This window comes from Phycisphaerales bacterium (genome assembly GCA_029268515.1).
Classification (GTDB): domain Bacteria; phylum Planctomycetota; class Phycisphaerae; order Phycisphaerales; family SM1A02; genus JAQWNP01.
In genome coordinates this window covers 1-24,653 of sequence record JAQWNP010000008.1, presented here as the reverse complement: position 1 = coordinate 24,653, position 24,653 = coordinate 1, and the positions used below count along the sequence as shown (strand labels likewise).

Sequence of the window (24,653 nt, the reverse complement as noted above, 5' to 3'; positions counted from 1 at the left end):
GATCTAGCTTGCCAGCTCAACGTGGTGTAAACGACACCACCACATGAGTGAAAAGATCGCCCAAACGCGTGACCAATAGATACCCGGCGATCCTTCACAGAAAGCTCGCCAAATTGCCCTCACTGCTCTTGGCTCCAGCCCAACAGAGCGACAAAGATCTTCATCTTCAAACACCTCAGTCATCATGTTGGACAAGCTTCGACGGCACCACTGATCAATCGGCATTACAAAGCCAGATTTCGGACGCTCAAATATACTGGGGTCTAGATCACTCAGTGCAAGATCGCGTAGCATCTGCTTACGGCCTAATGGGGAAAAACGAGTTTCATCATTAAGGCCAGCAACCATCTCAACCACGTTGTGATCAAGCAGTGGCACGCGAACTTCCAGTGACACAGCCATACTGGTTGAATCAGTATCTCTCAGTAGTCGCTGCCCAATGAACTGGGCGAGTTCTAATGTACTTACGGAAAAAAGATTCGAGCTGTTACGGGTCTTTTCTCGCCACTGCTCTAGATCATTAAGGCCATATTCGACGACCGTTTGCCGATGACTAAGTTGAGCAATAAAATCCATTGTATAAAGCGCGTATGAGATCTGAAATGTTGCAACAAGATCTCCACCTCCCTCAAACACATCGCTGAGCTTACCCCACCGTGTCTGTGGTGGCACAACCCCTGGCTTACCACTCTTGATGCGCATCAATGAACGAGCCAACTTCTTACTCAATGAACCGGGCAAAACACCTAATCGCTTTGATACCGCCGCTGCGCGTGGCACTTCAGCAAAACTGGTATATCCACCAAACAGTTCATCTCCGCCAGTCCCTGCCAGTGCAACAGTGAGACCAGCTTCACGAACAGCACGACTCACAAAATAAGTATTGATTCCATCAAACGTGGGCTGATCAAGACTGGCCATTGCTGATTCAAGCTGCTGAGCAAAAACTGTTTCAGTCAGGACAATACGACTGTGATCTGTTCCTAGTGACTTAGCAACAGCTTCAGCATAAGCCGATTCGTCGCAATTAGTTTCTTCGAAAGCAATGTTGAATGTACTGACTGGTGCCTCGCTGGCTTTCACTGCCATGGCTGTGACAGCACTCGAATCAACGCCGCCTGACAGAAAGACGCCCAAAGGAACGTCAGAACACATCCTTTTTTCGACTGATTCATTGAGAGCGTCTTGCACATCACTCGGCTTTGAAGTTCGGTCTCCTTGATCTGGGAGCTCCCAGTAGGAAGTCGGCACAATCTTCGGATCATCTATTTGAACTGTGGCAAGGCTTCCTGCTGGAAGAAGCTTGATGTCCTTCACAATTGTATTGGGTCCAACCACGAACCCATTCCATAGATAAGTAGAAAGTGAAACTGGATCCAGAGTACGAGCAATCAAATTACTGGCCAACAGTGCACGGACTTCTGACGCAAACAATAATGTCTTACCATCATCAACGTGCGCATAATACAGTGGCTTAATTCCGAGGCGATCACGAACTAAATAAACGTGTTGTTTACTTGACTCGTAATAAGCGAATGCAAACATGCCATTAAAATGAGATGGTGCAGAGGCCTCCCACTGCTGCATTGCTTTAAAAACAACTTCAGTATCACCTGTTGATTGCCATCGTGATGGCTCACGACCCAAAGATTCACGAAGCTGCGCAAAGTTATAGACTTCGCCGTTATAAGAAAGCACATCACCTGTATGCAAGTCATGCATTGGCTGCGCTGCCGCACTTGAAACATCAAGAATTGACAATCGCTGGTGAGCCAGGATCACACCCTGGCCTTCTGTGTTTATCTCACTCTTAAATAATCCTTGATCGTCTGGGCCGCGATGCACCAGCGATTCTTTCATACGTTTGACTGCGCACTCAATTTCATGCCCACAAAGACCGATTGCACCAGCAATCCCACACATCAGGTATAGGCCTCAAAGAGTGCTGCTAGTTTCTTGGCTTCGGTGGCTCCGTGATGATTCCGACGCGCTAAGACTCGAGCTCTTTCACCCCATTTATTGAGCTCACCGATATCCATCTTGGACAGCTCCACAATTGCGTTGGTGAGGGCCTCTTGAGACCCCGCAGGAACCAACCACCCATTTTGAGTTGGCTCAACAAGCTCTGGAATTCCAGCAATTGTTGTGGTGATGACTGGGCGCCCCAATGCCATTGCTTCCATAATGACAACCGGCAATCCTTCGGCGAAGCTAGCCATCACGAATCCACGAGAGCCAATTAGGTAATCACGTATTTCTGAACCCGACTTCCACCCCGTGATTGTCACAAATTCCTCTATTTCCAGATTTTGAATTCGCGACTCTACGCTCGCACGCAACTCGCCATCTCCAATCAAGATCAGATTTAAGTCTACGCCTTGAGCCCGTGCCTCCGCGAATGCATCCAATAAAATGTGATGGCCTTTTTGTGAATTTAGTCGACCAACACAAACAAGTGTTTTTGCCGCGTCACTAATCGCCGCAGCAGATTCAAAGAACTTGTCTTCGACCGTGCAGTGAACAATATGAATTCGATCCCAGTCAACAGGATCACTCCATCGCATAATCTGTGATGCGCAAAACGATGTAATTGCTATAACAAAGGCAGCCTCTGCCACTTTTTCACCAAGAGAAATTTGGCCAGGTTCATCAAATTCGCGGGGCCCATGGATAGTCATACTAAAAGACGGGCCACCAATTTTTTTACATATCAAAGCAACAGTGGCGCCATTGGTGCCAAAGTGCACATGAATATGACTTACTTTTTTCTTAGCACTCCAGCGACGCACATAACACGCCTCACATAGATAGATAAGGTGATACCAAAAGCTTTTTTCGCTCTTTCTAGACAAACGCCAAGCCAACATTTTTCCGCGGGCTAACTGAATAGGATGTGCCAACATGGTCAGAAGAAGACTAACTAACAAACGTCCAATTGCCCCACTGCCGAGAATTGTGGACGTTTTTGTTTCTTCTTCAATGTCGGAAGCATCAACCAGATCTGAAGGCGATGGTCTTATTGACAGGCGCTGAACATGGAATCCTAAATGTTCGAGTCCCAGTATTTCACTTCGAATAAAAGTATGGCTCACCATTGGATAGTGATTGACTAAATAAGCCAACCTCTTTGAAGTAGCTGATACAGATCCAGTACTCACTTAGATAGCCATCCCTTCCTAGCAAACCATACAAGCATGCCGCCGGCAGCAAGCATACAAACACCCCAGAACACCCAGAAACCAGCGTGATTGTGAAGCCCTGGAATGTAGTCGAAGTTCATGCCATAGATGCCAGTAAAAAATGAAAGTGGAATAAAAATTGTTGCGATAATCGTCAACACTTTCATAACTTCATTCATGCGGGCATTAACTGTATTCATTTGCAGGTCAACCAGAGTTCCCGCTGAGTCTCGGTAAGTCTCAATGATGTCCATGATGTGAACGACATGATCATAAACATCACGAAGATAGCGCTGGGTTGTCTCGCTAATGCACGTATTCCCATCTCTTGTCAGCGTATTGACAATTTCTCGCATTGGCCATGCTTCGCGGCGCAGCAAAATGAGTTCTCGTTTAACTGCATAAACTTCTTCGTTAACGAGAGGCTTTTGTTGCTCGATAAGGACCTCTTCAAGACTCTCCATCATGTTGCCAACTTGTTCAATCGTGGGGTAGTAACTATCGACAACAAGGTCCATCATCGCGTACAACAAAAAACTTGCATCAGCTAAACGTATTCGTGAATCTGCTTTCCTTATACGATTACGAATTGGCTCCCAAGCATCATCGTGGGATTGCTGAAAACTAATCACGGTCGTTTCCGAGATAAGCAGGTTAATTGTTTCAGCTCCCACATGATTATCAAGCAGATGGATGAGCCGCATCGTTACGAAGAGTTGAGGAAGATCAGCCCCACTTCGATCTTCACCAAATGCCAGATTTTCTTCACACTTTGGTCGATGGGTCACATCCAAAAGATCCTCGACGATGAGTGGATGCAGGTCGAAGTATCGCGCCACTGCCTCCATGGCCTTCATGTCTTTGAGTCCAGCAATGTTAATCCAGCGAACCGCTGCTCCCTCTGGAAGACTGGTTGTTTCAAGAAAAGACCCTAGATCTTTTACTTCATGCTCTTCCAGAACAGTTGGCCCGTAATCAACACAAGTGATCACCGCTGGTGATGGATCCTCTACTTCTAAGGATGCCAGCTGTTCGATATCGACCCCACCCTCACGACCTGGGTGATCCCAAGCACTGTGCCTCGTCAGCCGAAGCAAGCTTGTGGCTTTTCCCAGAGGGCGGGTCAACAAGTTAAGTTTCATCTAAATTCTCCTAATTTCCAATTCCTCGATCGGCCAGCCTAATCAGACTCACTGAGTGATTTCAACCCATTAAATGCTATTGAGCGGGTTTTGACCAAGAGCATTCCTGCGAGCGGATCGCAATTGGATCATGAGACCGGTTCTCACTGGAATCGGACCGATGATAGTGGAAGATGTAATCATCGATAGGGTTTTGCTGGCTTCGTTGCCGGGGACCGTGAACTGGGCGTCTGGAAGGCATTAAGCCCCAACAGACTTGTTAGGAGACTGTAAAAATGGTCAAGATCATCCAAGGTCAATGCGGGTTATGTGCCCACTTCGGCGAAGAGCACTCCTCAGAAGGTAGCCTGACCCAGATTAGGATCAATGGGGAAGCACCGGAGGAGTACCACGACTCCTGTGGCCACCCACAGCATATAAATTTGCACTTAAAAGTAAGTGCCGCAAGTGGCTGTGATGGCTTTATGGCTGCTAACGCCGCCTGATCGTAGGCAATCCCAACATATTTGAGACGTTATTGACGGGCCCCCCTGCTTCGGTGGATGGGGCCCGTTTGAGTTGCCGATGGCCAATAACAACGGTTTTAATAGCTTGAATCCAGATTTTTCTCACTGTCATCTTGAGCAAATCGTATGACAGGATATCCTCAAAAGACAAAGTCTTGAGAGCTTAGGGGGGCATTCCAAATAATGACACTCATTCACACCATCATCTTGTTGTTACTGATGCAGCCTGCGCCCTCAGGAATTTCTCGTAGCCCTGCTGCCTTATCACCACTACAGATTGATACCCAAGCCGATCAACCTGAAATCGGTACTCAGCTCAAACTAGACCTTGCTTTTTATGAGCAGCTTCGAGGCAACCAGAACATATTGATCCGTGGCTTTCCGCTCTCTGACACAAGAAATCTGGACTTGGCGCTGACAGCAATTCGTCCGCTGTCAAACACTGTCCAAATTGTGACCAATCAGCAAGACGAAAACGGCCATTGGTACCAAACACCACAACCACAACCAGATTGCCAGACGTTCGGTGGCAGTGTAGTCGGAGCAGCAGATAGTTCCGTTTTTCTCGGGCTTTCACCATATGGTTGCCATGGTTGGATAGCGCTCGATCAAGAAGTCTATGTGATTTCAAGTGGCCCCTACCAGGAAGCCAATGCAAACCCCATTATTTTTAACCTGACGAAGACTGATCCAGAACTTCTGGATTTGTCCTCTTTCTCGTGCACTGTCCTGGACGTTCCGGGTCGCCCCACGATCGCAAACAAACGGGCAACTACAAAAGCAACACCACGCTCATCTGGTGCATCTTGCCGCACCGTTGACCTTGCTATTGAAACCGATGCAGAATTCACTGACCTCTTTTCAAATGATCCCAGCGCAGCAACCGCTTATGTCATGACAATGACCGCTGCCAAGACATTTATCTTCTCTCGCGATGTCAACGTTGAGTTTCAGATTGAGTTCCTCAGACTTTGGCCAGATGATGATATCTGGACAGCAAGCGAGGCCGGCTCACAGTTGACCGAGTTCCAATCACATTGGACCTCTCAGATGGAAGATGAGCACCCACACCTGGCTCATTTCCTAAGTCCGCGCAACTTAGGTGGAGGCGTCGCATGGCTGGGGACAGTCTGTAATGACACGTATGGGTTTGCCCTCTCAGGCAACCTTGCAGGGTATTTCCCGCTGCCAGTAGAAAACAACCACAATGAAAATTGGGACATTGTGGTTTATGCGCATGAAACTGGCCATAACCTCGGCACAGCTCATACGCATGACTACACACCTCAGATCGATAATTGTGCGAATGGTGACTGCGATACTGCCAGTGATGGCACAATCATGAGCTACTGTCACATCTGCCCTGGTGGCATTAGCAATATGCAGCTTCGGTTCCATCCGACCGTACAAAACACTATGACAGCCTATCTTGATGGTCTCGATACAAACTCTTGTTTGATTGGTGGTTCTGAGACCGCTGCGAATGATGACTATGTACAAACAAACCAAGTAGACGCTATTACTATTGACGTTCTTGCGAATGACAATGGGGCGAACTGCGCAGATGTTAGTATTCTAGACTTTGATAACACTTCATCATCTGGGGCTAGTATCACCGCTCTCGCGGTCGATGATGAAACACACCTTCGCTATTGGCCATTATTTGAATCCACTGTCTCTAACGATAGTTTTCAGTACACGTTAATGGCTGATGATGGAAGCACTGATACAGCAACTGTCAATGTGAATATTCTGGTTCCTCGAATGCCAGAGAATCCGATTTATATTGAACAAGGCGTTCTTGCTTCTTACTACCAAGTTGGTGAGATTGAAGTCTTACCTGACTTCGATACACTCAACTCCTTTGCTCAAGAAGTTGTTCCCACAATCAATCTTGCAGGCACTCCTGATGCCTTCGGTGGATCAGGCATGATTGATGTTGTCGGCGCTTTGTATACTGGCTATGTCGATGTACCTGTTTCAGATACTTACACATTCTTCACTGAATCAGATGACGGCTCAGCGCTCTATATTGGCGATCAATTGGTTGTCGATAACGATGGGTTGCATGCCATGCAGGTTGCCAGTGGTCAAATCGCGCTAAACGCTGGTCGCCACGCGATTCGAGTAGAGTTCTTTGAACGCTATGGAAATGCTGGCTTAGTTGTGTCATTCTCTGGCGGTGGGCTCACAGATCAAGTCATTAACGAAACACACTGGTTCCACCCAATCGCGCCAGCACCAGGTGACGCCAACAATGATGGTCAAGTTGACACGAATGACTTCACTCTCCTTTTGATTCATTGGGGGAACTGCACCAGCGACGTTGAGTGCATTGCTGACTTCGATCTCAATGGAGCTGTCGATCTTGAAGACTTCAGTCTTCTACTCATTAACTTCGGACAGTGAATGCCGTCTTAATTGAGACAAATCACTAGTCCTTATGCGAGAACAACATAGGCCTGGCAAGGGCTTTTAATGTCACGCCCACTGACATCGAAACTCAAGAACCTCAGCCCAGTATGACGATTAAAAAGGTGATGCAGCTGCAAATGTGCCTTCGGTTCATTGAGTAGCCTTTCTTTCTCTTCTCTTCCATCATCTTCAAGCCCACCGGCTTGGAGATGATTTTCGTTTTGGCACCTATGATGACGCAACTTTCAGTCACGCCTAGGCTCCTTCCCCGATACCAATATCAAGGCGAGCCCCAATTTCATTATCAGAGAAAATGAGTGCCTGCTTTGCATCAAAGGCAAAGGTCACCTGCTCATGCATCGTGGGCATATATTCTGACATCGAAATTGGCAGTGCCGCACGCAAGACGTTGCTTTCAGTAACCCGCAAAGTTACTTCTAGTTGCCCGCCATTAAACCGGCAACTTTCGAACGCTGCATGTATATGTGCCCATTGCTTTGGTGCTATCGCGGCAGGCAACAGTGACTCTGGGCGGAGCCCAAGCTCTACACGCTGTTCCTTTTGAACTTCGCCTTTGATTGCAAACTGCTGATTATTCTCAAGCAATAACTGAGGTCCACGATCAGTCGTTTTAATGGTGCCACCCAAAAAATTCATTCCTGCCTGGCCGAAGAACGATGCTACGAATCTATTGATCGGCAACCGGAAGATATCCATTGGCGTTCCAAACTGCTCGATCCTACCTTTGTTCATGACAGCAACCTTGTGACCCAATTGCATAGCATCTGCCTGATCATGACTTGCCAACAACATTGATCCCCCATTTGTCTCGTGAATCTTGCGCAATAGATCACGGAGTTGACCGCGCAGGTGAGGATCAAGACTTGCCATCGGCTCATCGAGTAATAAGCATCCAGGACCCCTCGCTAACGATCGCCCGATCGCAATGCGCTGACGTTCTCCACCAGACATTTCCTGAGGTCGCCTCTGCAAGATGTTCGTGACATTGAGCAGTGCCGCTATCTTCTCGATACGTCTTCGAATTTCTTCACGCTTAATCCCACACCCACGCAACGGGTAGGCCATATTTTGAAAGCCAGTCAAATGGCTAAACAACGAGTCACCCTGAAACACCATTGAAAGATCTCGCTGCGATGGCCAACTTTTGTTAGCCACTTGACCATCAAGAATGATCTCGCCGTCAAATGCACGCTCAAGGCCAGCCACAATGCGAAGCATGGTTGTCTTGCCACAACCCGATGGCCCTACAATGACACAAATGTCGCCTTGCGCAAGAGCCAAGTCAACATCTTGTAGTACAGGCGTGCTACCAAACGACTTACTGATTCTACGAAGCTCTAGACTTACCATGCTTGCCACCGGAAGATCGACCGCGTCGTTTTACCTCAATTGGCTTTCAGCCTATGACCCAGACCCCATGAATACAACCCGCAGCCACAGATACACCTGTCCCTAGTAAGATAGTCTGGCTACTTCTTTTACTGTATATGGGATGAGTACGATGAAAACGTTCACGATAATGATGCCGCTGATGCTAACTTGCCCGCTTGCCGCTCAGGATACGAGGCTGCCATACCCAACTGCTGGTGATATTGATCATTTTGGTATTTTTGAATATCGCATCGAGAATTCTGATGGCGATTTAATACCTGGCCGCTTTACATTTGTACCTGAAGAAAAACAGGAAACCAAACTACTGCCAAACGAGCAGGCCGCACCAAAAGAACTGGCGATCCGTGACAACGTTGTCTATACACTCAGCGGCCAGGGCGCCATCACACTGCCGCCAGGACAATACACCGTATATGCATCCCGAGGGCTTGAGTTCTCAATCGACAGTGACACATTCCGCCTTGATCCGAATCAGACTCATTCATGGACCGCAACACTACAGCAAGAAGTTGATACGACTGGGTGGATCAGTGGTGATTTTCATTTACATACGCTCACTTACTCTGGACATGGCGACTCGAACATGCCGGAACGGATTATTAGCTTTGTTGGAGAAGGCGTTGACTTTGCCGTTGCAACCGATCACAACTACCACACTGATTATCAACCGACTATTGACGAGTTGGGCGCCCAACAACATATGACTGCAGTCATAGGCAATGAGGTTTCTACACCCATTGGACACATGAACGCTTTTCCTCTTAAAGCTGACTCAGAAATACCCGATCATCAATTACGCGATGCAGATGCGCTGTTTGCACTCATAAGAGAGCAGCCCAATGACTTTGGAGTGATTCCGGTTGTTCAAGTCAACCATCCGCGCTGGGGCAGTATTGATTACTTCGGCCAAGTTGCTCTGGATCCAGTCACTGGGCAATTCTCCGGCGCTGGTGCAAGTGATGCCTTTGACTCGATAGAAGTTTTCAATGAAAACGTATCGTGGGGCTTGTATGACATTGATGTTGATGATGTAGAAGTAAAATCTAATCGTCATTCGGTCGTGCAAGATTGGTACAACTTGCTCAATCGGGGCCATCGTGCATCTGCAGTAGGAAACTCTGATAGTCATACGGTTCGCACACCGTATGCTGGATATCCACGCAACTATATGCCATCTGATACCGATGACCCCAGCACAATTGATCCAACGCAGATTGTGAAGGCTGTCAAGTCTGGGCAACTTGTCACAACAACTGGCCCATTTGCAACGTTTACGATCAACGACCAACCAATGGGTAGTCAAGTCACAGACAGTGACGGAACTGTCGATCTTTCTTTTGACATTCGTGCTGCAAGCTGGGTCAGTGTTGATCGAGTTAAGGTCATCATGAATGGCGATCAGATACGGGTGCTTCCAGTGCCCAAACAGAAAGGACCTCTCTCCTACCAACATTCCATACAACTGCCTGTTCTTAGAGATGCGTGGGTTCTCATCACTGTTGAAGGTGATCAACCGCTCGAGCCAATTCTGGAATTCAAAGATCGAGCAGTCATGCCTGTTGCGCTCACGAATCCAATCCGTATTGATGCGAATGGTGATGGCGAATTTACGCCCATTAGTGAGCAAGGCCATATGGCAGTCGGACAACTCAACGGGAATATCGAAGATGCAATTCTTGCGTTCAATCGAAGCTCACCCGCATTACAGATTGCTATGCTTAATGCAGCATCAACAGATTCTCGAATTACTTCTGCCTTAATTGAAGAGGGACTCTCATCTTCAACAAGAATGGTTCGACTGACAGCACTTCGCGCAGCGGAAGCGAGCCTAGACAAAGCTTCTGTACCGCAGATCCGCGCCCTACTAGAAGCTCAAACCACAACACCCTACGTTGCGCTCGCCGCACTTCGCGCATTAGTTGCTATCGAACCAAACAAACAAGCATCAGACGCGGCCACCTATCTGAATATGCATGGGGCTGATCCCCTAAAACTGTACAGCTATGAGCTGGCTGATGCCCTGCCTGGAACTTTTATCGATGAATTCCTTGTTGCTGGTTACTTTCCATCCCAAGATGCGAGTGCCATCGCAGAAACAGTGCATGCGCCTGAAACTTCAGTAGATCGAACAGAAACCATGACCGTTAAGCAAGGTGAAGTAAAATGGACAAAGTTGACTGCTGATGACAACGGGTATGTTTCACTTCTTGAATTTGACCCAACAACCCCAGCTTTCCAAAATGCCATCTCTTATGCCGAAACATGGGTAGAGGCACCAAGACCGATGACCGTTTACTACACATTTGGAAGCGACGATTCGTCACAACTCTTTCTAAACAACCAACTTCTCCTTACCGACACCGGTACACATGGTGCTAATCCTGTTGCACATGTGGGAGCGATGAACTTAAACGAAGGCTGGAATCGAATACTCGTCAAAGTCGCCAATATTTCAGGAAGCTACGGATTCTATTTGCGCATTGTCAGCGATGAATTACAATGGCAAGCGAAGGAACCCCACCAATAGGTGGCCATCTAAAACAGATCAGGCAGATTATCAGTGGTCTTTTTTATATCTCTTCTTTGTATTATGGCTGGCGGAGCTATTGGTGCGCTCCTGCGGTGGCTTATACAAATGTTCTTTAGCCATTGGACGAAACTACCTGGATGGACTGCCATTTTTCTAATCAATGTGGTTGGAAGCTTTTTGATCGGCTTTGCCGTCGCATGGCTTACCAACCAAATGGAGATTGATAAGGCCGCTGAGCTAACTCATTTGGCAGTGGATCTGAAATACCAACGTCCAGAAGCTGGGTTAGCACTCTTTGCCGTGGGATATTGTGGCGCGTTCACGACGTTTAGTACTTTTAGCCTTGATAATTATTTCTTGACTCACGGCAAGTATGCTCAAATGGCTTTTAATATTGTTGGCTCACTCGTCGCCTGTTACTTCGCGGTGTTCGCTGGCTGGGCTTTGGGCCAGGGGGTACTTCCAGTATGAAAGTACTTCTTGTTGTCATCTGTATTGCCGTCGGTGGCGCTTTCGGAGCAGTCACCCGACATCTCGGTGTAAACTTAATGCATCTCTACATTGGACTACCCAGTTGGATTTCAGTAATGATTATTAACATTACTGGCTGCTATCTCATAGGCCTTTGCTTTTTCTATCTTGAAGCCCATCTATGCCGTGATGGCGGAAGCCGTCTATGTCAAGCAAGACTAGCCGGCGACCTAAATCAACTGCCATGGTGGCCAGATGGTGACTCGACTCAACCTGCTGTAGATCTCTTCCGCCGCAGCCTGTATCTAGATTTACTATCTGGGCTCTTCATTACAGGTTTCATGGGCGCCTTTACGACCTTCTCTCTGTTTAGCCTACACTCGCTATTCCTTGTACAACAAGGACAGTGGGTCGCGATGATCATTAATGCACTTGGATCTGTCGTTCTTGGATTTGTAGCTGTCTATCTAGGCCTTCACAGTGGTCGCATCTTTATTATGAAGAAACACCTCAATAACCAGCATAGTTCTGGCAGTCAGGCCACTGATAGCGAAGTTTAGAGATCTAAAAACTCTTAACGACCTATTTATTCCGCGTGTTTGCGTGCGCTTAACTTGCGAGGCCGAACCAGTGAGTGACCAGTCGCAATATAAAACGCAGGAATAAGGATCATGATGATCCCAATCATATGATAGATATCAAAGCCATAGTTCCACAGCAAGAAGTCTAAACCATAGGCAAAGATCGCTGTCAGTAGACCAACGACTGAACCTGATACTGAGCCTAACGCTTGAATCGCTATGGTTACAAAGTAGTGATAAAACGTGCCCACAACACCAAGACCAATCAATAGACTGATATCAGTGAGTGTATGAACCTTCGAAAGCTGGACTCCAATACCACCCCAAAGAACTAAAATGAGTCCACCAATAAACAAGCCCAAAGACATATGCACAACGACAACAGGCGCCGAAATATCTCTACAGTAGTCAATAGCAAAGTAGCCCAACGAACCACATCCTGCTGCAACAAACGCGATCCAGACTAAGCCCATCTGTGAACTAAGTGTTAAGCCAGATAAGAGCAGTGATCCAATAAATGCTGACAGAACTGCCGGCCAAAATTGCCATTTCAGTGCAAGCCTTAGAAACACAAATGACAAGATTGCAATCCAGAGCGGCCGCGTATTTGTAATAGCTAGAGCTTCTGCTGGTGGCATGTGCTGTATTGTGTAATACAGAAGTGCCAGATAAAAAGTGCCGCCAATACTACGCAGCCACGATCCACGATGCCAAAGCGGGAAATTCCTTAGTTCTCGATGCGCTATGACCAAGGCCACCATTAAGCCAAATCCACCTCGAGCAAGTAGAGCGGTTTGCCATGAAATCGAGTCACTTAAGCCATGGACAAACTCCCCCGTAAGGGCAAAAAACAGAGCTCCGACCGACATATATATAACTGCACGTGAATGTGTCATTTACGTCTCTGCGGCCTCAGGCTTGGGAGTTAAGAACTTCTTTTATCTAGCGCATGGCATAGTGAGGCTTGCAGAATCTTAACAGAGCTTTATCTTTAGAAGTAGACTTATTCCTCCACAGCGTCAATTCTTTTACAGGAGAGAGCGCCAATGCTTGCTTCATCTATCCCATCAGTGCTTGCTCTTTCTGGCGGAGTCATCGTCGCAATTATTTGTGCCGGGATCATCTTGTTGCTCATACTTTGGGCAATCATTATGTACAACAAGCTCGTCCGCCTCCGTCAGTCTTGCAAAGAATCATGGTCAGATATTGACACTGAACTACAGCGAAGGCATGACTTAATTCCCAACCTCATCCAAACAGTGAAGGGTTATGCGGAACATGAAAAAAGTACGCTAGAAGAAGTGACGCGACTTCGCAACGAAGCCGTTGCTGACAAAAGCAAGAGCCCTGCTGAACGCGCCAAGGTTGAAGATGCACTTGGCAAAGCATCTACTAATCTCATTGCCAAGATGGAAGCTTATCCTGATCTAAAAGCGAACCAAAACTTCTTGCAGTTGCAGGGCGAGCTTTCGGAAACTGAAACCCGGATTGCACGCTCGCGTCGATTCTACAACGCCAATACACGTGACTTCCAAAACGGTGTGCAGATGTTCCCAAGCAGCATCATTGCATCGATGGGCTCATTCAAGGGTAATGAATTTGAGTTCTTCAAAGCAGAAGAAGGCGCCTCTAAGCCCGTTAACGTTGACTTCGGAGCATCGGGTGCTTAGTTGAAGCATGTTCGTACTAGAAACCAAGGCATGTCTCAGCAATTCAAAGTTTTCGCCGTGTGAGCACAGTTAAAGCGAGAGTGCTCTCGCTCGTTCACGTAAGGCTGATATGTGAAGTAACGCTGGATGAGATATGACGGAAGACAACACCCGAAAAAAATCTGTTGCCAAAGCGGTGGCCGAGGCAGTCCCAGACTGGCCCTTTAACAAGGGAGCGAGTTTTCACCCTGAGTTGATCCCGTGGGCAGTGATCGGCGCTGTGATTGGAGCTCTCCTCTTAAACTCTTGCATGGGGAATTGGGTCTTCGACACGAGCAGGCCATGGTTGACTGTGCTTGGGAGCATCATAGGCATTCCAATCGGAGGCTTATGGGGCTACCTAGCTGGTTACATGAGCCACATAGAGCGCTGGAAGAAGCAGCACTGGGCGAAAAAGCGAGGCTGGTCCTACAAGCATCGAAAACCCAATCTACACAAGTACCTCAACAGCGCTGACGACCTCAAGCACTCCTTTATTTACTGGCACCAGGCACGAAAGTCCGAATTCATGACCCGCCGCGTCGACGAGCGCGGCGCATGCATCCACAGAACTTCCCATGGAGGGGGCGCAGATCACCAGGGTGTGTTCCTCTTTTTCGATACGGGCGTGGACTGTCCTGATATGGTCATTCACCCCCATCACATGGCCGACAGATTGTCCATTCCTGGGACCATGAAAAGAGTCAACTTCGAATCAAGTGACTTCAACAATAAATGGACGGTTAGGGCGGACAATCCTAAGGAAGCCTACGATCGGCTGAGCCAGAAGACCCTTTCATACATTATGCAAGGCAACACCGACCACTCGATCGAGTTCAAGGGTGGTCTGGTGATCCTTCTCAATCCTAAGACTGATGCGAGCTTAGAGCCAGAGATCAAACTGATCCAGTACGCAGCCAGATTTGCCGAGGTCGTACCCGATGATCTGCTCGCCCCCTACGACTTCGGGCCTATTCTTCACGAGCGCTCACCCTCGCTCTTTAATGAACCGTACGATCACTGATGAATGGGTAATTCCCAAGCACCGAAAACGTTCGCGAGCACCATACTAAAGTAGCTGATTCTCCCCTGGATAAGCAACGCTAAAACCACGAGCTTCAATCTCACGCACAGTCACCGGGTCATGGAGCGCTGGGTTGGTGTGATTTAAGTGAATAAATCGAATCATCCCGGGTTTCGAAATTGCAATATGCTTCAATTGATCCATGGTTTGAATCATTCTTGGATGAGGAATTAGATCAAGATTACGTCCGGGCAGTTCTTTGTCATCAAAGAACGTCCCATCAACATAGGCAATGTCAACATCATCAAACAGAAGATGCATAAGTCGGCTATCGACCGGCCAAGAATCTATGTCGGGGCAAAATAGACAAGTTCGATCAGGGCCACTGATTTTAAACGCAACGGTATCACTTGACTCATCTCTATGCGGCACCACGATCGCCTCAATATTCACTTGATCAATCGGACTAAATGATTTTTCGGGCTCAATGATTCTCGGTGTTATAAATGATCCTGCGATCAGTTGAGCCCACGGTTCATTGTCTGCAAGAAATTGTGCCATTGTTTGAGTCACATAAACCGGTAGTTGACTGCTGCCAATTGCTTCGCGCCCCAAATACATCAAACCGGTGTAATGACCGAGATGAGCATGAGTAACACATATGGCGTCTACAATGTTTGACTGATCGGATGGCACATTGGCAATTCCATTGAGCAATGCAACCTGCGTAGTGATTGCTGGCGTTGCCTCAATCAAGACGCGAGCACCGGTCACACGATTCCATATGCCAAGGCATGCTGGAAGCTCGACATGATTTTCGAGTCGTGCCTGTTTACAACATCTTCGATGACAACCAATATGTGGAACGCCACCATCTTGCGCACGTCCGAGCACTGCCATACGTATGGCCGAAGTCATATTAATATAAACCCCATAAACCATGAAAAAGAAATGACAGATGACAGTCTCAGATTTCTGAACATAAGCAGAGTCTAACCGGGTTTACTAAGTGCTGTATGTCTCTATCGCTTCCAAGAAGAAAGAAGCGCGACCACTATCACAAAACCACTCAGGCTGACTGCAAAAATGAGATCCCAATTGTTGTTGGTCGGCTCAAAATCGATAATGCTAACCACACGATCTACAGAGTCATCAACCGCCTGAGCGCTTAGTTTTTTGTATGCGGGGCTACTGCGCAAACGTCGGTTGGAACGCGCATAATCAAGAGCTGTCTTACCGGTCTCATCGGGAATTGTAGCTGTTGCACCCTGGGCCAGCAGACCGAGAACCATGCGTGGATCAACTTCCGGATTTCTGCAAGCTTCGATGAGTAGTGAGTCTTGCTTTAACGCAAGTGGCTCTACGGTCTGCGCGTATGTCCGATTTGTAGCGCCAACCAACAAAAGCATTGCAATCAGAGATCCAAGCAGTGCTCGAAGATGAGCGTCTCTATTTCCATTCCATTTGGCTAATCTCATTCCTAATTCTCCAAGCGGCAGTCTTTATGCCCCCATTGACTTTGTTGAACAACACTGCGTGCGAGTAGCATGCTCCCAGCTGCGGCTTCATGCGGTTATCCAGAGCCATTCCAGATCCGAAATACCTGCGCGCAGTGTTCCAAAAAGTCACCCAAGCTGTCACTGAACTCCTCGTAAACGCGGCTGGGTTATGAAGTATCAAATTCAAACCACGTCTCTGCTCAAACAAGTCGGTTGTTCGGCCTTCTGATCAAGTGCCAATCGAGCAATACGACAAGAAACGATCGCCTGAGTCTGGTTACACTGGTCATGCAGCCCTGGCAATCTAGGTAGTTTGTGCGATACCTCGCCAGTACAAAGCAGGCTTTATCGCTACCAGCTCAGCCTCGCATGGGCCAAATGAGCCCACTAGAGTTCAGGGCAACTGATATCACCATCTGAGAATCGAAGTACTTCTATTTCTAGAAGTCGGTCTTTCCCATCACGATTTTCGACCTGATCAATCACGATCAAGATCTCGCCACTCAGCGTCAGCGTGTATTCATTCTGCGCCCCTTGGAATACTGCAACGTCGGTCCCTTGACCACCACGTAGCGCGTTATTGCCATGATTACCACGCAGCACATTATTCTCTTTGTTTCCAGTGAGATTGCTATTGAGAGCGCCCGTTAGCGTCGCATCGACGTAATAACGAGATTTATGTGTATATGTGTGAGCTGGATCAAAGCTCAACTTAAATTCACCCTCAAACGACGGATCAATAAGGGCCTCGTAGCCATTCATCATTGGTGGCAGAAAGGCTTCAACAAGCGCTTGTCCTCGCGGATCCTTGGTAGCCAATTCTTCTCGTGTCTTTGCGGTGTAAATACCCCACATACCTCCAGGTGATTCATCCCATGCGGCCCATAGGCCATAGTAGGTGTCAATAACTGAGGCGATGTACTCTTGAGCTAAAGAGCCTTCTTCTTCTAACTCCTGAAGCCATTCAGCTACGCTCGGATCGATGGGAATACCCCAGCGACCATCACGAATGGATTTTCTTGCTTCAATATCTAGTTCGCTTTGATAGTCCGGTAGTGCACCGGGCATGTATGTACCAATGCCAGTGTCATGGACCAGATGGAATATCTCTTCAAAGCCAGCATCACGATGCGCCCAGTCATTGGTCAAATACCAGTGAGAGCCATCAATTGGAGTTTCACTTTCAAAAAGTCCTTGAGCTGGAATGTCTGGCTCTTGGCCCTCCTGATGCGCACCAGTTGGCATCATCAACATGGCTTCATTCTCAGCCATGGCATTTGCAACCATCGACTTGTCAGCCCCGTATTTTGATCCTGGCACATCAGTCAGAAAGAACTGAAGCAAATTTCTGGCCCGAGCCACTGCAATATCTGGCACATCAGCTTGAGCGATGATTCGAATGGGTTTTCCATTGGGCGCAAAGATCTGTGTGTATTTAGTGAAGCCAAATTTTTGAAAACGGTTTGCATCCGCAGGAATCGAAAGAATCCCTAGCTCACTCGCCCCTTTAGGCTGCCCTAGAAGTGATCGGATCGACTTGGATGGCCCAGAAACATCGTCCGCCGCCGCGTGAACTTGATCTAGCAATGAAAATATAAGGCTCAGAGCGATAAATAGCTTAATGGGCATTTGGGGGCCTCCTAAGAAACAGGTTTCAAGAGGTGCCCAGTATAAGGCCACCAAAGCACCACTCGGATTCTCTGCCAAGCCAATAGCGCTGAGACGCAGGTTCTGCCTCAGATCTTGTAAGAAGATCCACATTACCGCTCGGATATGGCTAGCATTTACCTACTTGCAGCTGCGAAAAGTGACCCGTGTCAAACCCACGGCTGCGATTGGTACATACCAGCTTTCTTGGAGCCCGATTTCGATGTCCAGTTCTGTTTCAACCGACCAGATTTCAGCCACTAAAACTGCCCCCGAACCTCAACCCCATGCACCTGTACGGCGCGGCGCGAGAACGATTGTCCTGATCTCTGTCATTCTGCCGCCACTTGCGCTGATTGCGGTGATGTGGCTTGCCTGGGGCAATGGTTTCGGTGTACTCGATCTTTCACTCTTGGTCGGAATGTATATCTTGACTGGCCTAGGAATCACAATCGGCTTTCATCGCTACTTCACACATAAGTCCTTTGACTGTCCACGCTGGCTCAAGATCACGCTTGGTATTACAGGATCGATGGCTGTGCAAGGCGATCTTTTCTGGTGGTGTGCAGTGCATCGACAACACCACCAATATAGTGATCTAGAACATGATCCTCACTCACCACATGTTGGCAAAGGTGGACCGATAGGTCGCTTTATCTACTCACACTTCGGTTGGCTTTTCCGACTTGAGCAACCTGATCAACCTCGCTACATCCCTGATCTCAAGGCAGATCCGGATCTACGCATGGTTTCAAGACTGTTTCCAGTGTGGGCTTTCTTAAGCATGCTGATTCCCACTGTGCTAGGTGGTGTGATTACGGGCACCTGGCTCGGCGCTTTGACTGGATTTTTGTGGGGTGGACTGGTTCGTGTCTTTGTAGAGCATCACCTGACCTGGTCAGTCAATTCAGTGTGCCACATCTGGGGAACGCAGCCTTTTGAAAGTCATGATCACAGTCGAAACAATCCACTGGTTGGTATCTTCTCATTCGGTGAAGGTTGGCATAATAACCATCATGCATTTCCTACGTCAGCGCGGCATGGTCTTGCTTGGTGGCAGTTTGATGCAACTTGGCTTTTGATCAAGTCAATGTCTTATATTGGACTTGCTAGCAATCTCAAAACACCCGCTGCTGATCGAATTGTAAAAGCCAAGGCAAAAAAGAAATCATGAAGAGTGACTCAGTGCGCATCATCTAGGGTGCGGAAACAATAATCAGTGACTATGCCAAAGGGTCACTATGAAACTCACGCAGCTCATCAATGTAACGTTCACTGTTTTCTATCTGAATATAGCTGCGTCTGTTTCTGCTATCACGCCCAACCCAGATGAACTGCTTGTCTGGCAGATTCAAGAGCATGCGGGACCATCAATTTTTGAGCAAGCTGCCAACCGACCAGAGTTAGCTGATTTTTTAAAGACGCTTTATGCTCATGAAGCGTGGATGCGAGAGTTGCTCGATAGCGGCCCTATTGAGAATGGCCCACGCACACTGACATTCTTGGCTCAACTTTGGAATGAAGATCCAGATCTTGCCAATCGGTCGGTCGATCGTTCTATGGCAACCGCTTGCGCTTTAGAGTTACGCAAGGACCGACTTGATGATTCTTGGATGCGCGATCGATATCACTACTTCAGAGATCACTTTAAGGACGGGCTTCTCAATAACTGTTACCCAGACCTCGCAACGTGGGAGCGGCGCTTTCTCGCACGTGGCGCCCAATACCCCTCTTACACAGCAGTCGAGGCACTCGAATTTCTCAGAGAACGAATTTGCTGGCCTCGTTCTGAATATGTGCGCGCCTGCTGGCAAGCGCCATACCGTGGGTTCAATTGCTTTGACGACACCGTTCAAGGCTGGCTTTACTATCACCCTTTTCGTGAATCCTTTCGATGTGATCCAGAAATGGCCATCGAGGTTGGTGGAGTCTGTGGCGCTCTTTCAAACACTGGCGCCTCCGCGGCAATCGCCAATGGAATACCAGCATTCACGATGGGCGAGCCTGGGCACTGCGCCTATGCCGTGCAAACGGCACCAGGCCAATGGACACCTGCCTATTCACTAAGTTGGAAGCGTTCCCTCCATTCATCACTACAGCGCCCAAACTGGGCGAGCCATGTGCTTGTACAGCGTGCATTCGAACGTACAACTAACCATCAACAAGCCAGTGATCAAAAACGTCTTGCCCATTGGCATGATCAACAAGGTTCTACGCAGCAAGCCGAAGTAGCTTATCTACGAGCGCTCGACCGAAATCATCTTGATGAGGGGCTCTGGCGCGACTATCTACAATTCGGCCTTGACCACCAAATGGATCGACGCTGGTGGGAACGAACCATGACAAAGCTTCACAACCAGCTGCTACCAGCCCATCCTGAGCCTGTCTGGGCTTTATCGAAACAATATATCTATCCAGAGCTCTTCAAAGGCATGCCAGCGAACAAGCGTATTGCATACCTTGGAAGATACCTCCGCAACGTACAAGACTGGGGACCAGTGCGATGGAACATTGAGCCCGCGCTCGACTGGATGTTGAAAAACGCTGGAGATCCGCGTGAGCAACAGCAGTTTCTAATAATGACGCTGCGAAACCTCATCGACTCACCTGATCTAGGCGCTCCGTATATTGCTTGGGCGATGAACAAGCTCAAAGACGATCCCGATGGCAACGCCATGTTTGAACGTGTGCTTCTTGGTGAGGCCAACAGCGCTGGTGATGGGCAAGATGCCGCACTTCGTCAGTTAGCACGAACAATGCTTCCAGCTGCTGCTGAAGCTAACGACTTAGAGACCTTTCAGCGCATTGGTCGAGCTGCATCTCGGCTTCACGAACCTCGAACAAGCCTTGCTGAGTCAGGTATCGAACCGTTCCAAGGAAGACTGCTGAGCCAAGGTGGTGCTCTACGCATTTGGGAACCTGGCAACCGTTGGGATTCTCCCGAGCAACACTGGGGTGTACTCGAAGAACGTGGCGGTCAGTTTCATACTCAAGTTGGTGACCAGCCTTGGTTCGAAATTGAACTGCCCCACTTTGGCGAGATCGAGGGCATTATTCTTGAGGGGCGGAGAGGTCAGCAACATCGGGCCAAAGACGCTCGGATTCTCGTGAGTCGTGACGGTATTGAATGGGAACAAGTCGCGACGCTTGAAGGTGCCCATCTTTGGTATCGCGTTGATCTATCTGACACCAAGCCTCGCGGACGCTTTATTCGAGTCGAAAGAGATGGAAAGTGCATGCACTTTCCACGGGTCCTTATCTATGGGAAGCGTACCAGTTGATCACAACCATTCTCATTACGGCGCTCGCTTTTATCGCTGATGGTATTGGTCCTCAACGAGTCGCTGGTTATGCAGCAGCATCAGACACTGCAGCCCAACGCCAGGTACCCTTTATTGTCTATGTACATGGGAGCGACTGGAATGGCCTTGGGCGAAAATTGAATGCCGACATGTGGTCCACGCCAGCGACAGATGACATGCTCCGTCATTCTGACTTGGTGCTTACTGACATTGATGTCCTGCAAGCACCGACAGAGCAGCAGCAAACGAACTTCGATGCGTTACATAAGGGCTGGAAAAAACAAGGGCTCGTTACCTACCCAGCAATCATTGCCTTTTCGCCCAACGGCGAAGTGCTTGGCGCTCGTCAGGGCGAAACCCTACCGCGCCGCCCTGAACAAGCACAGTCAGCGCTGCTGGAGCTTGCCCAAGCTGCAACGCAGTACCAAGTATTACAACAGCGCATCGAAGAGGCGCGACGTGAGAATGATCCAGATAGCGAGGCAACAGCAATCTACGCTGTTTTTGATTTGCCTTTAGATAGGCAAAATAAGTTCATTGAACGCCTTGCTGAAATTGATTCTCAAGATGATTCAGGGCGCCGTCGCAGGCTTGAGATGCCTCAATGGCATCACCTTATTGCGCAGGCAACGAAAGATGCCAAAGAAGGACGCTCGCAACAAGCCTTAGATCGACTGCACACCATGCTGGCTGATGACGTCTACAACGATTCACAAAGAGCGTGGCTCCAAGTTGCAATCGGCGCCGTCCACCGAAAAACAGAGGGATCGGACACCAAAGCAGCTGCCGCATTTAAGCAAGCTTGGCAACTTGATCCTGATGGCATTGCCGGCAATGCGGGCAAACGCTGGTACCTTCAGTTTTATGCACCACCTTCTTTACTCTTTGGCTGGCAACCCAAACACTGCACAAAACAAGGAAGTACTTGGACCATCGAAGACATGCCTGACCACATGCCTGCTGGTCTGTGGGACGTTACTTTCTCGTGGACCAAAGGGCAGCACGGATTGCGCATTAATGATGTTCAGTTGGTTGATGGTCAGACTGGCCAACTTGTTGGTCGTGATCAGCATTCAGGTTTCACTGGTACAAAAAACGACAAGAACGTCTATGTGATTAATCTGCCACAAGGCGTTCAGCAGCCTGAGTTAAAAATCACCTGCCGGAGTGATGGCGGAACGAAATCACATGGCTCAATTTCCATCACACCTCACAGCGATGATTAATCAAGTCGTTCCTGTCTTATTTGTTTGAGAATGCTCGACTCAATCTGCTGGCCAATGAGCCATTCCAATGGCATCTGGTTTGAAATAGCCGTCGTAGTAATAGTGATGGTTCCATGCCACACTACGGCCAGATTCGGCTGAGACATCATCGTCATACATCACAAGCCAACGGGTGTGCTTGAATTTAGCGCTTTTTGCACCGACTGCTGCAGGCGGCACAGCAGGTACTGGATCAGGCATATTCACCACCCGCCATAACTCAAGCTCACCTGACTTAATAGCAGCGTTAGCGAGATCAGCGGCCTTGGGCTCAAAGGTACGGGGCTGGCCAAAAGTGATCGCATGAACTTGGTATGGATGACCTGCCGCTTTCGAACGCTGATGCAGATCGAGCGCCGTCATACCCGCAACTGCACCTCCAAGTGAGTGCCCTCCGATGAACACGTTCTTTGGCTTGTAAGTCTCAATTGCCTCTAGCAAATCACCTTGGCAGAATTGATACGCAGCACCAAACCCATTGGCCACATTAAAGGAATCCGAAATCTTACGATACGAACCGCCTTGAAGATCAAGGTACCACTCAAACGGCGTCTGGGTTCCACGGTAGATCACCACCAGCATTTGTTCTTTGTCGAGCCACCAGAGCCCCCCAAAGAGTCGGTCAGGCGCGCTACCAAAGTCTCGTGGCAGCATCATCGTTTTGACGAGCTTGGCGTCTCTGAAGTTGGGATTGCTCTTCACCACTTTCTGAAGTTTTCCCATGGCATCTGGTGTTGCTGGTGGGTTGGCGTAGAGCTTGATCACTGGCTCACCCTTTGCTGGCGCCGCTGGTGCTGATGCGACAGCAACTGCTCGAACCAAGTTCATCAGTGTGCGACCAGTGGCAAGGTCATACTGACCTTCACTGTTGGTATTGAGTACAAAGTCAACTTTTGTGTCATAGGTCACTGGTGGAAATTCCAGTGCGCAACGGCAGACTGCCGGCGCCGGACTACCAGCGCAGGGATCATAGTTATTGACGAGATCATTCATCAGGTCAGTCGCTGGTGGAGGCGCTGCCGAATCGAACGCTGAGGTAGACACCGCTTCAGCGAAAAGCAAATGCGTTGAACCAGCAAACAGGCAGACAATGACGAACAGTTTAAGGACGGCAAGGTTTGTATTATTCATGCTCGATATTCTAACCGCTGACCGCGCCGCGTCATGGGCCGTCTCTGGCACCTCTCAGATGGACAAATGCTAGACTAAGCTAGACCGTGTGATTCGAAAGCGGGTGTAGCTCAGCGGTAGAGCGTCAGCTTCCCAAGCTGAATGTCGAGGGTTCGATCCCCTTCACTCGCTTTGCTTTGTGTGTCAACTAGTTACGACGATGCGCGCTTCGTCGAAACCACGCATACCTACTTTACTACCCGATTTTACTACCCGAAGTTTTGGCGGTTGATAGTTCGTGCGCTGTTGATGCAACTAAAGAACAACCCCCCTGCGATGTGCAGAGGGGTTATTCGTTGAATTCGTTTCTTACGAGGTGGCTCAAACCTCACGGACGCTCTGAAGTCGTTTCGCCTTCCGCGTCAAACAACAATCGCTTTTCTGCAGAATCAGCAATACGCGACAAATCTTTACAAATAGACAAGATGATTGCAAATACACCGCAGTAAATGAACCCAAGCAAGGCACAAATACCAAACCCAATCAGAAAAGCGACAAACGGTTCCGCCCCCATCTGAGCATATGTTGCCGTGAACAATATCGTTCCGAATATCCAGATAATGAAAAAGGCATAAGCATTTAATAAAGATAGATTACTTACTATCCACTTGTTTATTTCCTCGTGCCACTTCAGCGCTTTTGTTTCTTTACTGCTAGATTGTTGCTCACTTTCTTTTCTACGTTCTTCTTGATACTGGTTTACACGAGCCTGTATTTCTTCACGCTCTCGACGCACTGCTTCTATTCTTACTTGCTCTTCAGCATCATGTTGATTCTTTTCGGAAAGCAGACGTTCATAGTCAGATTTTCCTGGCACTTCT

The 24,653-nt window shown here is 48.4% G+C and carries 19 protein-coding genes and 1 tRNA gene; 10 read left to right on the top strand and 10 right to left on the bottom strand.

Translation table 11 applies throughout. From position 1 onward, the window contains the following. Window positions 1-3 precede the first annotated feature (3 nt). Genes asnB through corA form a run of 3 tightly spaced genes read right to left on the bottom strand, consistent with a single transcriptional unit; the run spans window position 4 to window position 4,321 of the window. The gene (gene asnB, locus P8J86_06050; protein ID MDG2054252.1) at window positions 4-1,923 is read right to left on the bottom strand and encodes an asparagine synthase (glutamine-hydrolyzing); all 1,920 of its coding nucleotides are present in this window, start codon (window positions 1,921-1,923) and stop codon (window positions 4-6) included. Continuing rightward, on the bottom strand, window positions 1,923-3,158 hold the full coding sequence (locus tag P8J86_06045; protein MDG2054251.1) for a glycosyltransferase family 4 protein: 1,236 nt from the start codon (window positions 3,156-3,158) through the stop codon (window positions 1,923-1,925). Before P8J86_06045 ends, asnB begins: the two co-directional genes overlap by 1 nt. Beyond that, on the bottom strand, window positions 3,155-4,321 hold the full coding sequence (gene corA / locus P8J86_06040) for a magnesium/cobalt transporter CorA (protein MDG2054250.1): 1,167 nt from the start codon (window positions 4,319-4,321) through the stop codon (window positions 3,155-3,157). The genes P8J86_06045 and corA overlap by 4 nt, the downstream gene beginning before the upstream one ends. 689 nt (window positions 4,322-5,010) lie before the next feature. Here corA and P8J86_06035 point away from each other — a divergent pair. Next, on the top strand, window positions 5,011-7,236 hold the full coding sequence (locus P8J86_06035) for a M12 family metallo-peptidase (protein ID MDG2054249.1): 2,226 nt from the start codon (window positions 5,011-5,013) through the stop codon (window positions 7,234-7,236). A gap of 261 nt (window positions 7,237-7,497) precedes the next feature. On the opposite strand, the gene P8J86_06030 is transcribed toward P8J86_06035, so the two are convergent. Beyond that, window positions 7,498-8,613, bottom strand: coding sequence for an ABC transporter ATP-binding protein (locus tag P8J86_06030; protein MDG2054248.1), 1,116 nt, complete (start codon window positions 8,611-8,613; stop codon window positions 7,498-7,500). A gap of 181 nt (window positions 8,614-8,794) precedes the next feature. Here P8J86_06030 and P8J86_06025 point away from each other — a divergent pair, with 181 nt between their 5' ends. Genes P8J86_06025 through P8J86_06015 form a run of 3 tightly spaced genes read left to right on the top strand, consistent with a single transcriptional unit; the run spans window position 8,795 to window position 12,216 of the window. Then, complete coding sequence (locus tag P8J86_06025; GenBank protein MDG2054247.1) at window positions 8,795-11,182, top strand: CehA/McbA family metallohydrolase; 2,388 nt, start codon at window positions 8,795-8,797, stop codon at window positions 11,180-11,182. 33 nt (window positions 11,183-11,215) lie between these two features. Then, the gene (locus P8J86_06020; protein MDG2054246.1) at window positions 11,216-11,656 is read left to right on the top strand and encodes a CrcB family protein; all 441 of its coding nucleotides are present in this window, start codon (window positions 11,216-11,218) and stop codon (window positions 11,654-11,656) included. Beyond that, a complete protein-coding gene (locus tag P8J86_06015) occupies window positions 11,653-12,216 on the top strand; it encodes a CrcB family protein (GenBank protein MDG2054245.1) in 564 nt (187 codons plus the stop codon). Before P8J86_06020 ends, P8J86_06015 begins: the two co-directional genes overlap by 4 nt. A 26-nt stretch (window positions 12,217-12,242) precedes the next feature. Here P8J86_06015 and P8J86_06010 read toward each other — a convergent pair whose 3' ends face one another. Continuing rightward, window positions 12,243-13,133, bottom strand: a complete 891-nt coding sequence (locus P8J86_06010) for a DMT family transporter (GenBank protein ID MDG2054244.1) — start codon at window positions 13,131-13,133, stop codon at window positions 12,243-12,245. A 150-nt stretch (window positions 13,134-13,283) separates the two neighbouring features. Here P8J86_06010 and P8J86_06005 point away from each other — a divergent pair, with 150 nt between their 5' ends. Beyond that, window positions 13,284-13,907 (top strand): LemA family protein, encoded by a 624-nt coding sequence (locus tag P8J86_06005; protein ID MDG2054243.1) that lies wholly within the window; start codon window positions 13,284-13,286, stop codon window positions 13,905-13,907. A gap of 133 nt (window positions 13,908-14,040) precedes the next feature. Further along, window positions 14,041-14,949: a DUF3137 domain-containing protein gene (locus P8J86_06000; GenBank protein ID MDG2054242.1), complete on the top strand. Its 909-nt coding sequence runs from the start codon at window positions 14,041-14,043 to the stop codon at window positions 14,947-14,949. A gap of 45 nt (window positions 14,950-14,994) precedes the next feature. Here the strand turns inward: P8J86_06000 and P8J86_05995 are convergent, their stop codons facing one another. The 3 genes from P8J86_05995 to P8J86_05985 form a co-directional block, all read right to left on the bottom strand. After that, complete coding sequence (locus tag P8J86_05995; GenBank protein MDG2054241.1) at window positions 14,995-15,867, bottom strand: MBL fold metallo-hydrolase; 873 nt, start codon at window positions 15,865-15,867, stop codon at window positions 14,995-14,997. 104 nt (window positions 15,868-15,971) lie between these two features. Beyond that, on the bottom strand, window positions 15,972-16,427 hold the full coding sequence (locus P8J86_05990) for a hypothetical protein (protein ID MDG2054240.1): 456 nt from the start codon (window positions 16,425-16,427) through the stop codon (window positions 15,972-15,974). A 408-nt stretch (window positions 16,428-16,835) separates the two neighbouring features. Then, complete coding sequence (locus tag P8J86_05985; protein ID MDG2054239.1) at window positions 16,836-18,077, bottom strand: hypothetical protein; 1,242 nt, start codon at window positions 18,075-18,077, stop codon at window positions 16,836-16,838. A gap of 241 nt (window positions 18,078-18,318) precedes the next feature. Between P8J86_05985 and P8J86_05980 the strand changes: the two genes are divergently transcribed. From P8J86_05980 to P8J86_05970, 3 genes are all read left to right on the top strand, one after another. Continuing rightward, complete coding sequence (locus tag P8J86_05980) at window positions 18,319-19,269, top strand: acyl-CoA desaturase (GenBank protein ID MDG2054238.1); 951 nt, start codon at window positions 18,319-18,321, stop codon at window positions 19,267-19,269. A gap of 67 nt (window positions 19,270-19,336) precedes the next feature. After that, the gene (locus P8J86_05975) at window positions 19,337-21,376 is read left to right on the top strand and encodes a discoidin domain-containing protein (GenBank protein MDG2054237.1); all 2,040 of its coding nucleotides are present in this window, start codon (window positions 19,337-19,339) and stop codon (window positions 21,374-21,376) included. Continuing rightward, window positions 21,328-22,623: a hypothetical protein gene (locus tag P8J86_05970; GenBank protein ID MDG2054236.1), complete on the top strand. Its 1,296-nt coding sequence runs from the start codon at window positions 21,328-21,330 to the stop codon at window positions 22,621-22,623. Before P8J86_05975 ends, P8J86_05970 begins: the two co-directional genes overlap by 49 nt. A 39-nt stretch (window positions 22,624-22,662) precedes the next feature. Here the strand turns inward: P8J86_05970 and P8J86_05965 are convergent, their stop codons facing one another. Next, window positions 22,663-23,793, bottom strand: a complete 1,131-nt coding sequence (locus tag P8J86_05965; protein ID MDG2054235.1) for a lipase family protein — start codon at window positions 23,791-23,793, stop codon at window positions 22,663-22,665. Between the two features lie 99 nt (window positions 23,794-23,892). Here P8J86_05965 and P8J86_05960 point away from each other — a divergent pair. Beyond that, window positions 23,893-23,964 (top strand) — tRNA-Gly (locus tag P8J86_05960). Window positions 23,965-24,160: 196 nt separating this feature from the next. Here the strand turns inward: P8J86_05960 and P8J86_05955 are convergent. Continuing rightward, on the bottom strand, window positions 24,161-24,653 hold a 493-nt coding region (locus P8J86_05955), incomplete at its 5' end, for a hypothetical protein (protein ID MDG2054234.1).

Coding starts and splice junctions, on each gene's coding strand:
- P8J86_05965 (MDG2054235.1), bottom strand. CDS start 23,793: ATGAATAATACAAACCTTGCCGTCCTTAAACTGTTCGTCATTGTCTGC.
- P8J86_05990 (MDG2054240.1), bottom strand. CDS start 16,427: ATGAGATTAGCCAAATGGAATGGAAATAGAGACGCTCATCTTCGAGCA.
- P8J86_05975 (MDG2054237.1), top strand. CDS start 19,337: ATGAAACTCACGCAGCTCATCAATGTAACGTTCACTGTTTTCTATCTG.
- P8J86_05980 (MDG2054238.1), top strand. CDS start 18,319: ATGTCCAGTTCTGTTTCAACCGACCAGATTTCAGCCACTAAAACTGCC.
- P8J86_05995 (MDG2054241.1), bottom strand. CDS start 15,867: ATGACTTCGGCCATACGTATGGCAGTGCTCGGACGTGCGCAAGATGGT.
- P8J86_06015 (MDG2054245.1), top strand. CDS start 11,653: ATGAAAGTACTTCTTGTTGTCATCTGTATTGCCGTCGGTGGCGCTTTC.
- P8J86_06025 (MDG2054247.1), top strand. CDS start 8,795: ATGCTAACTTGCCCGCTTGCCGCTCAGGATACGAGGCTGCCATACCCA.
- asnB (MDG2054252.1), bottom strand. CDS start 1,923: ATGTGTGGGATTGCTGGTGCAATCGGTCTTTGTGGGCATGAAATTGAG.
- P8J86_06000 (MDG2054242.1), top strand. CDS start 14,041: ATGACGGAAGACAACACCCGAAAAAAATCTGTTGCCAAAGCGGTGGCC.
- P8J86_06005 (MDG2054243.1), top strand. CDS start 13,284: ATGCTTGCTTCATCTATCCCATCAGTGCTTGCTCTTTCTGGCGGAGTC.
- P8J86_06030 (MDG2054248.1), bottom strand. CDS start 8,613: ATGGTAAGTCTAGAGCTTCGTAGAATCAGTAAGTCGTTTGGTAGCACG.
- P8J86_06035 (MDG2054249.1), top strand. CDS start 5,011: ATGACACTCATTCACACCATCATCTTGTTGTTACTGATGCAGCCTGCG.
- P8J86_06010 (MDG2054244.1), bottom strand. CDS start 13,133: ATGACACATTCACGTGCAGTTATATATATGTCGGTCGGAGCTCTGTTT.
- corA (MDG2054250.1), bottom strand. CDS start 4,321: ATGAAACTTAACTTGTTGACCCGCCCTCTGGGAAAAGCCACAAGCTTG.
- P8J86_05985 (MDG2054239.1), bottom strand. CDS start 18,077: ATGCCCATTAAGCTATTTATCGCTCTGAGCCTTATATTTTCATTGCTA.